Source organism: Candidatus Arsenophonus triatominarum (assembly GCF_001640365.1).
Taxonomy (GTDB): Bacteria; Pseudomonadota; Gammaproteobacteria; order Enterobacterales; family Enterobacteriaceae; genus Arsenophonus; species Arsenophonus triatominarum.
The window spans coordinates 1-4,554 of sequence record NZ_LWMI01000062.1; the positions used below are offsets into that span (position 1 = coordinate 1).

7 protein-coding genes and 1 pseudogene are annotated in these 4,554 nt (G+C 41.5%); all 8 read right to left on the reverse strand.

Translation table 11 applies throughout. From position 1 onward, the window contains the following. Positions 1-1,598 (reverse strand): annotated as a pseudogene (locus AYJ55_RS30140) (terminase large subunit); the annotation flags it as partial. Positions 1,599-1,760: 162 nt separating this feature from the next. After that, a complete protein-coding gene (locus AYJ55_RS22450; protein WP_063657649.1) occupies positions 1,761-2,360 on the reverse strand; it encodes a hypothetical protein in 600 nt (199 codons plus the stop codon). Between the two features lie 264 nt (positions 2,361-2,624). Beyond that, positions 2,625-2,861 carry a tyrosine-type recombinase/integrase gene (locus tag AYJ55_RS36540; RefSeq protein ID WP_162505832.1) on the reverse strand — a complete coding sequence of 79 codons (237 nt, stop codon included), beginning with the start codon at positions 2,859-2,861 and terminating at the stop codon, positions 2,625-2,627. A 3-nt stretch (positions 2,862-2,864) separates the two neighbouring features. After that, positions 2,865-3,062 (reverse strand): site-specific integrase, encoded by a 198-nt coding sequence (locus tag AYJ55_RS30150; RefSeq protein ID WP_162505831.1) that lies wholly within the window; start codon positions 3,060-3,062, stop codon positions 2,865-2,867. A 209-nt stretch (positions 3,063-3,271) separates the two neighbouring features. After that, entirely contained in the window at positions 3,272-3,400 is a 129-nt protein-coding gene (locus AYJ55_RS34965) for a hypothetical protein (protein ID WP_281181218.1), read from the reverse strand. Next, entirely contained in the window at positions 3,397-3,600 is a 204-nt protein-coding gene (locus AYJ55_RS22455) for a hypothetical protein (protein WP_063657992.1), read from the reverse strand. Before AYJ55_RS22455 ends, AYJ55_RS34965 begins: the two co-directional genes overlap by 4 nt. Positions 3,601-3,620: 20 nt before the next feature. Then, on the reverse strand, positions 3,621-3,803 hold the full coding sequence (locus AYJ55_RS22460; RefSeq protein WP_063657994.1) for a hypothetical protein: 183 nt from the start codon (positions 3,801-3,803) through the stop codon (positions 3,621-3,623). Then, positions 3,800-4,372, reverse strand: coding sequence for a hypothetical protein (locus tag AYJ55_RS22465; protein ID WP_063657676.1), 573 nt, complete (start codon positions 4,370-4,372; stop codon positions 3,800-3,802). Before AYJ55_RS22465 ends, AYJ55_RS22460 begins: the two co-directional genes overlap by 4 nt. Positions 4,373-4,554 lie beyond the last annotated feature (182 nt).

Sequence of the window (4,554 nt, forward strand, 5' to 3'; positions counted from 1 at the left end):
AATGCCTCGTCGGGAATGTGAAACGGTTTAGGAACGGGGGAAAAAGCCATAATTAATGAATCGGCCATGTTGGGTGAAGCGATGCCCGTTTTTTCATGTCTTTTTTGCTCTCGACTTTCACCCGTCCATTGTTGTCGTAATCCACCCGAGGACGGGATAATTCAGCTTTCAGTACGTCAAGTTCTTTTATGCCTGAACTGAGACTGATTAACAGGCCATCGGTAAATTGATTGATGAAACGTTTGTCATCCGGATATTTTTCCAAATGCATGATACACCGCCAGGTATTAAAAAAACGGTCTCGGACGCCCACCAGGCTTGCGCCTTAATATTCGCGAACATATCTTTATTGGTTTTTCCCGCCACATATTTTGCGTCAGGTTTAAAGACAGCCCCACCCGCGTTGAATCCGGTTGCGGTGATATGACATGTCCGTCGTAGATGCGCTTTCACCCCTGCCCCTACCCCGATGGAGTCATAGATGATTTCATCGGCATGGACTTCCTCAGCATAGTTTTTGACTCGGTTTGCTGAGCTGATCACGTCGCCTTTACTCCACTGCTGGCAATCCGTGACAACCGATCCGTGTACAAACGTGAGGGCGTTGCTGTCATCGCCCTCATCTGCAACGTCAAAACCGAGTCGTTTAGCCCCCGTTGTCAAAAACCCCAGTTTGATATGGGCATCAATGGCCGCCTGTACCCATTCGGCGGGAATTAAGATACCTTCAACAGACGCCTGATAGTTCAAATCCAGTTCCTGCGCCACAATGACCGGATTATCGATTTTCAGGCACTCTTTTTCGTACCATTGTTCATCTTTACGGGGGTCATTGCGCCAGTGAAAGGTAAACACCGGAATACGTCCACTGTGGCGTTTTTGGGCAAAAGGATTGTCCATCCCATTAACCGAACTTAAGTCAATGCGGCAGCGGGTAGTTTGCGATAGGGCAGCATCAATCAATAGCGGACGAGGCAAAAAGGCGGCTTCGTCGACGAAATAGAGTGTCGTCCGGTCACCCGTCCAATATTGTCCCCCGCTTCACCCTTGATAATGGCGCCGGTGTTTGGAAAATTGACCCGCATATAAGGCGCGTGTTTTTTCGCTACCCAGCCTCCCCGAAACTCTTGCGGTAAAGTTTCAATAAACTTACGGGCTTTCCAGAACAACGCTTTCGGGTCACCGGTGCTGTCAACATACTCTTCTTTGCGGGAGCCAAAGCCAATTACCATCTCTTTATTAAAGAGACATAAAGCGCATGCGAGTGCAATTGACGTCCAGCTTAAGCCCATTTCGCGGCTTTTTTCGGTAATACCGTTTTCACGTCCTTTCCAGCGTGTCATTATCCAGTCAATCCATGCTTCCTGTTTCGGGAACAGCAAAAAAGGAATAGTCACCGGTAACCCGTAATCGACATTTCGTGGGTCTGTCGTCATGCCCCAGTCAATAATAAACTGCGCGGGATTATCCTTATAAAATCGGGTTAATCGTTTAAAACTTTCCGGCTGCTGGCGTAACCGTTGTAGACGCTCATCGCGCCACTCAAATACCTTAAAATAATCTGGTTTTTTAAAGTCAAAAGGAAAAGGTAACGGCATAGGAATTTGTCCGGAAAAAAGCGACTCAAAAAAATATTTTGCACATAAACGTGTACATAAAAATACAAAAAATGGGGTTAAACTCATATAATCAATTGATATTAAATAAATATTTAAATTTAATATCATTTATAACATAAATAAGTAAGCGATTTTAACCCTTTACCCCATCAGTTTTTGGTACGCTTCTGCGGCCTCTTCTAAAGTCATTTCTCGAGTAATTGCATTTTGCGGTAGTATATCTTCTGGTATAGGGCTACCTTGCAATTGCTTAATTTCCAGTAATAAGGTAGTTGGTATAGGAATGCCTTCTATCTCTAAAAATTGCGCGGCCTCTAGTGAAGTGATTTCGGCTGATTTTTTTCGCTCGAGTATCGATCTTAAGTATTCTTTTTGTTGATGCTTTTCATCGTTAAAGAAGACTTCATTGATCCCCATCTTTTTGTAAACGGCAATATCATTGTGACTAGGCAATACTTCTTCTATCGTTGTCGTTTCGCCGTCTGCCGTGGTTTTAATAATTTTGCGTTTTCGGATTTTGGTGTTTTGCCTTGCTGTTTCTGCTAGCTCTTTTTTCAAAATGTCGGCCGCATGATGAAAAGCATGATCAAATTCGTAATAATCCTTTCGCCAATTTCTAATCGTTTTTTCATCCACATGCAGCCATTTTGCAATGAAATGATTTGATACTTTGCCTTTCACCAAAGACAGGTTGATCACGTCATCAATATACGCTTTTTTATATTTAGCTTTCCCTGACATGACAACCTCTTTTTAACCTTTGTGCAACATTCGTAAAATTAGCCATTTTGGGTGCGGACTTATTTTGCGGAAGTATGCGAAAAAATCCCTCTTCATGCGTTGTTATTATTAGGTTTCCAATTTTCAAAATGCGGAAGTATGACTGCGGAATTATGCGTTTTGGCTATTCTGTAATTTTTTACCTGAATCCCTTTGATGTAAAGCAATTAAGGTTTTAACCCCATTTACCTTAATGATTAAAAAATGAACGCAAATGTTAAAAATTTAACTCAAAATTGACCCTGAAAATCGACCGTAAATATTTGAGGTGGTCTCAATGTTTTTATGACCCAGCATTTTAGAAATAACATGAATATCATTCCGTTTTTTGATAAGACGTACCGCTGCAAAATGCCGTAAGTTATGAAATTTCCCAATCCTGAATTTTTCCAGTAATTCCTTAACAATTCCTGTCGTACTGTAATTTAACGACAGTCTTTCACTGATTGACTGACAATTAATGGTTCATGTAACCCAAACTTGTTTTATCCAATAGCGACAATAACCCTTTTGGCATCGGTAACAATCGCTGAACGTCAGCTTTAAGCCTTCAATAACACCGTTTCGTGTTACATGTTTTGAGATATTCAAATATTCCCCTTGAATATCGCTATAATCCAATGCCAATATTTCGCTTATCCGAAGCCCAATCACCGATGCCAAGATGAAGGCAATCTTTCTCTGACGGGCGCTTCTTCAATCATCCTATCCACATTCTCAAACGCCGGAATGAAAATAGGCTTTCCCCTTTTCTTTTCAATTTTGGAATTGGACTGACACCAACATTTCGCATTGCTTTCAGCAGCAAATAGGCAGAATGCAGATGTTTAAGCGTATTTTCCGGTAAACCGTTAATTCACTCGGGCGAATATTCAACGCCATTTTGCTTGCAACGTTTCGTCAATCGAAAACAAGGCATGTTTAATCGTATCGAGCGAACTTTGCCGTAAATGCCCCGTTTCACACTGAAAGACCTTTTTCCCCACATAAAACTGAATCAACTTGCGAAGATGCCAATCTCGCATTGCTCTTTTTCTTTTGCCATCATCGCCAAAAATCGCTCAGATTCGCTCAGAAAAAGAAAATGGCAAGCAGCTTCCCGCGTTTTAAAGCTTTTATGAAATCGTCCTGCTGGATTTTCGTAATGCACACGAAAACCCTCGCTATCATGGCGAGTTTTGACTTGTTTAATTGAACTCATTTGCGATTATCGCTTTGTTGTTAACCTGGCCACAATTTTGCTTGATTAAGACAATCTTCTATCATCTTGCCTCTTCTACTAGCTGGCTGTTTGCGATAATAGCGGATGGCTTCACGGGTGGCTAAGCTGGCGACAGAGGTAGAAAAGCCCAGCTTGATTAACTCGGCCTTAACATTGGCTTCGATGAATTGCTCAGGAGTCATCCTTCTAACCTCATGCTTCCACCAATTAAATCAAGGGGGATTTGAGATAACTCCATTACTGTTTTTTCAGCTTTTTTAAGAATGGGTAAATCATCTTGACGCTTACGTAATCGACGACCAGCATCCGAAGAGTCTTTATCAGACTCTTTTCTGGCTGTAGCAACAATATTTTGTAATTGCTCAATAGTAAAAGCTAATCCTTTATTTTCTTCCAACTCCGTCATGTAGTCATAGATTTTAGCCTGTAACTCATAGCTGTAACTCATTGCCATTAGACAGGCTTCACGTTTTGGAAATCGGTAAATTTTTCGAATAGACTGGGCACCGTTTCCAGTGGTGAAAATATCATCAGCTAAAAATTTAGCAGATGTTTCTCCAAGAACTTTGGGTACTTTTGCCATAAAATTATTGTGCTGTAACTTGCGATATTTTTTGCAAGGAAACGTTAATCTCTCTGCTTCCGCTTTTGATTTCCGCTCCGCATTAATATAGTCCACCATTTCCAGACTGGTCATTGTTGGCATTTCTGTTACTAAAAAATTGTCATTTTTAGTTGTTACTAATTTCATCGTACTTTTCCTTATAGAAAATCGAACCTGCGCGCACAGAACAGCCGCCCACAGAAAAGCACCATTTTAAACGGCGTTCTTCAGGCTCGACTTTCTATAAGGTTCTGTGTTTTATTGATGCGCGTGCGTGGCGCTGAGATTGTTAAGATTTGAACGTGCCAATGACCGATTCAGTGACACTG